Consider the following 4622-nt stretch of genomic DNA (forward strand, 5'->3'; position numbering starts at 1 on the left):
GGCACGTTTATTACACGCCTGATCCAGTCCGACCTCATCAAGCCCTATGCGTTGCCGCGCAAGTACGAAAAAGAAATTCACGCGAATGAGCTGGTCCTGCTGGCCTATTACATTGCCGCCATCAACATCGAGTCGGCCTACCATGCCAAGACCCTGCAATATAAGCCATTCAACGGCATTGTGCTGACCGATACCTTCCAGATGAATGAGCGCAGCGAGAAGGAATCGAAAGACTCTCTCGGTGTCACCGATGAAAACTACCTGGAAGGTAATTCAGAACGCGCCGAGCTTCAAAAGAAACTGGATATTCGGGTGATTGTGGGGAATCCGCCGTATTCTGCGGGTCAGAAAAGCCAGAATGATAACAATCAGAACATGGGCTATCCGTTGCTGGATGCGAGGATTGAGGATACCTATGCAAAATTATCGAATGCCGCATTGGTGAAAAATCTCTATGACTCTTACATTCGGGCAATTCGCTGGGCCTCTGACCGGATTGGGAACAAGGGAGTATTGGGTTTTGTCACAAACGGTTCCTTTATCGACGCAAACAACATGGATGGCCTGCGTAAGGGCTTGCTGGCGGATTTCAGTCAGGTTTATGTGTTCAATCTGCGGGGTAATGCCAGAACATCTGGAGAACAGCGACGCAAGGAAGGAGATGGAGTTTTTGGATTAGGTTCCCGCACTCCAGTAGCCGTCACCATCCTCATCAAAGACCAGCAACATTCTGGTCCTGCGGAACTCTACTATCACGATATTGGAGACTATCTGAGCCGTGAGGACAAGCTGATTATCATTCGCAAGGCTTCCAGCATAAAGGGGCTGATCTGGAATCATATTCAGCCCAATGAGGCTGGGGACTGGAATAGCCAGCGTAGTGAAGGGTATGAACAATTCATGCTGTTGGGTGATAAAAGAGATAGCGAAGAAGCTATTTTTGATATGTATTCATTAGGTGTTGCAACCAATCGTGATGCCTGGGCCTACAACCATAGCCGTCAAGACCTCTCAGATAACATGCAGGATATGATTGACGTATTCAATGCAGATTCCGCAAAGTACGCACAAGCCTGTGACGGGTTGCCAAAATCAGCATGGCCGAAGATCGAGGATGTTATCTGTAACGATCCCGAACAAATCAGTTGGTCACGCGCTTTGAAGCAGGATGTCTCACGCGGAAAACAGCATGATTTTGTGCCAGAATCGCTCCGAACGGCCATGTATCGGCCATTCTGCAAACAATGGCTGTACTTTAACCGCCAATTAAATGAAATGGTTTTGCAAATCCCGCGCCTGTTCCCGACTGAACGGCAGGAGAATGTGGTGATTACAGTGTCCAGTCTTGGAGCTAAAAAGGGATTTTCCTGCTTGGTGTCTAAAGTGATTCCTGACCTAAACTCACAAGAAGCAGGTGCCCAATCCTTCCCTTTCTACTGGTACGAAACCGTCGAGGAAGCCCGCAAACGACTGAGCAAAGCGGATTCATCGCAGGTCAATCTTTTTGATGAATCGGGCGATCTGGGCGGCACCCCGGACGCAGACGGGTACATTCGTCGGGATGCAATTACGGATTGGGCCTTGGCCGAATTCCGTCGCCATTACCAGGATGAAGGCATTGAGAAGATCGACCTTTTCCACTACATCTATGGCCTGCTGCACTCCCCGGAGTACCGGGAAACCTACGCGGCGGATCTGAGCAAGATGATCCCCCGCATCCCTTACGCGCCGGACTTCCGGGCCTTTGCCGAAGCCGGTAAGAAGCTGATGGAATTGCACCTGGGTTATGAGCAGATCGAACCCTGGCCCCTGGAAGAAGTCTGGTCCGGCGACAAGCGGGATTACACGGTGCAGAAGATCCGTTTTCCAAAGAAAGGGGAACGTGGGAGCATCGTCTATAACAACGCCCTGACCTTGAAAGGCATACCAGAGGAAGCCTATGCCTATGTGGTCAATGGAAAATCTCCGGTGGAGTGGGTGATGGAACGCTACTCGGTGCGGGTGGATAAGGCCAGTGGCATCGAAAATGATCCTAATCGGATGCTGGAAGAAATAGGCAATTATCGGTATATCGTGGAGCTGATTGGGAGAGTGGTCAGGGTGAGTGTGGAGACTCAGGGGATTATCGAAAGATTGCCAAGTACGGGGTAGAAATAATGAACTATGGAAACAGCATGGATTATATAGCAATTCGACGTGGGATTGTATATGAAGGAGATTTCTATCAACTATGGGCAATTTATCCAAGACCTCTGGTTGTTGATGCAGAATTTACACTATTGAAATGTCCGGCGGATTATTGCCGAAACAAGGTTTTTATGGAGGACTCGTTCGATACTGTTACTCGTGTTCGTAGAGGACGATTTTATTGTATGAATGACGGCCATTCAAGCAATAATTGGATACCAGATAGAGTTGAAAACGGGCTTTATGGGAAGCATGTTGGCATTTCTAGTGGACAATTTGATTGCGATGCAATTGGTCAGTCTGCTTCTGTTTCAGATATTGAATTAGCCAAAAAGGAGATAGTTTACCTTGGCTCAGGCGCGGAAAAAACATACTGGAGAATAACTGATGTTGAAAGGAACATATTTGGGCACCAAGTTTTCACGCTACGGGCACAGTCATTATTTGGAGTGTTGCCGGAAATAACGGATATAGTGAAAGACAAGAATGATGATCGGTTAGAAAATGATGCCATTCAAAAGGTGCGAGGGTCACTTTCTAGATTGGTTGACTCTTATCATAAATTCCAAGCAAGTTCAGTAGTTGATGAAGCACGAGAAACAGCAAGAATCATTTTAGCCAAATGGATTGGAATAAAAGCCATTGAAAAAGACCTCAGTAAAATGATTGGTAAAATTTCAGAGGAAAATCATGTTTTATCTAATGCTGCATTTATTGTTAATCGCCTACACGCTCGTAACAAATCAGCAGAACAAGAAAAACAATTAAACAGAGGAAAAGAAATAAGAGAACCAACAGATGATGATGCGCGGGTTAGTGTGGAGCTTGTGGGAATGATTTTGCGTGAGATAGGATGGGACACTAAAAGATGAGGAATAGGATAGGGGTTTCATATTTTTTCTTGCGCTGTTTCATATAGGTTATGCTTTAGCTGCAAAGCTATTGCTAATTCGGGAAAAGAGCGGATCGATGCTATCATCAATAAAAGATGGAGAAATGTTTGTTATAATGGATCCTGGGCGCTTTTCAAGTCCTCAAGGACGGGGAGCAAAAGGCTTGGTTATTCCCACTAAAGAATACTCACAAGAATTGGGCGGGCTTAATGCTGATGGGTAAAGCAAATAAATGAAGGTTACGTTTTTTCAAAGTGAATAGGATACCGCAAATGCACACAAGCTGCTTGAGTATCCAATCCGGATTTTCTTTAATGTTCGGAGATGCTAGAATCAACAGATTCCTTAGCCTGTTATGGGGCAGGTTGGGAAACCGGGAGGCTGGAATCGCAGTTCAGTCTCCAAGTTGCCGGCACCGAACATGATCGGAACCGGCTGCGATAAAATTTCATCACCCATCGCCGGGATGGTGAATGCCTTTGGCCTCGATCAGAAATGACGAGGCCTTCGTGCTTCAAACAGAAATAAAATTTTGTACGTCTTTGCATTGTTTACTGTTTTATATATAATTGTTATGGGGTAACTATGCGTTAATTGTGCTAGATTCATCCTCTTTTGGTACACTCTCGATTGCCCCGACTCTATTCGGGGCGTTTTTATAGGGAGATAGGGGACTCGGCAAGAAACGATTTTGCATCGTCACTCTCTAATCTCTCGCACATACTTGCGAAAAGCTACCCGCGACATCATAAATGAGCCGGTCACTGGCATATCTGTATCTGCCTTCTCATCGTAGGATACCCATTTTCTGTCTAGCTCCGTAATCACCACTTTGCGGTCACAGCTCGTATCCTCCGGGTGCATGGTATTGGCCAGCATGTACCAGTCTCCGATTTTTAGTTTCATATATTCACTCCAGCAAGCGCATGGTTGACAAAGTATGGATATAATCTGTTACGGTTGCCAAACCGTCATGACAACCAGTTGGGCTACACCATCACTCCAGCAAATGCAGATACCGGCTGCTGGTAGCAATGTTGGCGTGTCCCATGTTTTCCTGCACCTGGCGCAGATCCATGCCCTTGGCCAGCCACGCGCTTGCTGCCGTATGCCGGAGTAAATGCGGGCCGCATTGAGGCTTTTCGATTCCTGACCTGATGAGCAACCGGGACACCATCGTATGCAAGGCCTTGGCAGGGATGGCCTTGCCCTGGTCGGTCACGAACATTGCATCAGTTTCCGGATGGGAACGATGACGGATCTGCAGCCAGTTTCGCATTGCCTCGACCCCTTCCGGCTGGAATCGCACCAGGCGTTCCTTGTTGCCTTTCCCGACCAGGCGGATCCGACCCTCAAAATACTCGCCGGCATCCTTGATGGTCATGGCCACCACTTCCGAAGCTCTAAGCCCGGTATCGAGAATAAAGCGGATCAACGCCTTGTCGCGCATGGCGGCATAGGAAGTACCCCGATCTATGTGCGTAAGCAGCCTTTCCATCTCTTGCCACGATAATACAGGTACCAGACGCTTTTCCTTAAAAC

4 protein-coding genes are annotated in these 4622 nt (G+C 47.4%); 2 read left to right on the forward strand and 2 right to left on the reverse strand.

Going from position 1 to position 4622, the window contains the following annotated elements; translation table 11 throughout:
- Together AC2VLY_RS00795 and AC2VLY_RS00800 are read left to right on the forward strand one after the other, a co-directional pair.
- Positions 1-2151, forward strand: a 2151-nt coding sequence (locus AC2VLY_RS00795; protein WP_486921600.1) for a type ISP restriction/modification enzyme, incomplete at its 5' end; no start/stop codon positions are given.
- A 23-nt stretch (positions 2152-2174) separates the two neighbouring features.
- Positions 2175-3059 (forward strand): hypothetical protein, encoded by an 885-nt coding sequence (locus tag AC2VLY_RS00800; RefSeq protein ID WP_486892811.1) that lies wholly within the window; start codon positions 2175-2177, stop codon positions 3057-3059.
- A 720-nt stretch (positions 3060-3779) separates the two neighbouring features.
- Here the strand turns inward: AC2VLY_RS00800 and AC2VLY_RS00805 are convergent.
- Positions 3780-3986: a hypothetical protein gene (locus AC2VLY_RS00805; RefSeq protein ID WP_486892810.1), complete on the reverse strand. Its 207-nt coding sequence runs from the start codon at positions 3984-3986 to the stop codon at positions 3780-3782.
- A 91-nt stretch (positions 3987-4077) separates the two neighbouring features.
- On the reverse strand, positions 4078-4622 hold a 545-nt coding region (locus AC2VLY_RS00810; protein WP_486921601.1), incomplete at its 5' end, for a tyrosine-type recombinase/integrase.

It is taken from the genome of Acidithiobacillus sp. TH-A36 (genome assembly GCF_057473445.1).